The organism is Pseudoxanthomonas kaohsiungensis, assembly GCF_010211765.1.
Classification (GTDB): Bacteria; Pseudomonadota; Gammaproteobacteria; order Xanthomonadales; family Xanthomonadaceae; genus Pseudoxanthomonas; species Pseudoxanthomonas kaohsiungensis.
Window position 1 is genome coordinate 1 of record NZ_PDWO01000079.1, and the last position, 503, is coordinate 503.

A 503-nucleotide genomic window follows, 5' to 3' on the forward strand; every position below is an offset into this window, starting at 1 on the left:
ATCTTGAGCCCCTGCTTGCGGGCAATTTCACCCATCAGCAGGCCGGCAATCACCCGCTTGCGGGCGATCGGCAAGGCGGCCTCGATCAACTGCTGCGGCGGCTGCTGGCCTTCGGGCACGTTGCCCGCGGCCAAGGTACGTGCCTCGGACTGCACCAGCATCTTCGGCACGTCCAGATCGCCGTGCGTCTCGGCCAGCTTGCTGGCCACTTCCGACTTCAGGCGGGCCATCAGCGCCGCCTTGAGTTCGCGCTCCAGATTGGCGCGGACCTCCTTGCGGAAGGTCTCCAGGTCGCCATCCTCGATGCCGAACAGCTTGGCGAAGTCACCGTCGACTTCCGGCAGCTTCGGCTCCTGCACCTTGATGATGTGGAAATTGACCTGGGCGCCCTTGCCGGCAAGCTGGTCGTTGCGAAAGTCGGCGGGGAACTCGATCGCCGCCTCGAACTCGTCGCCGGCCACGCGCCCGGTGAGCGCCTCGTCCAGCGCTGCAAACAGGGTGCC

Annotated in this window: 1 protein-coding gene; it reads right to left on the bottom strand. The window is 66.2% G+C overall.

What is annotated here, in order from left to right:
- Window positions 1-503, bottom strand: a 503-nt coding sequence (locus tag CSC66_RS17385) for a trigger factor (protein WP_484573202.1), incomplete at both ends; no start/stop codon positions are given.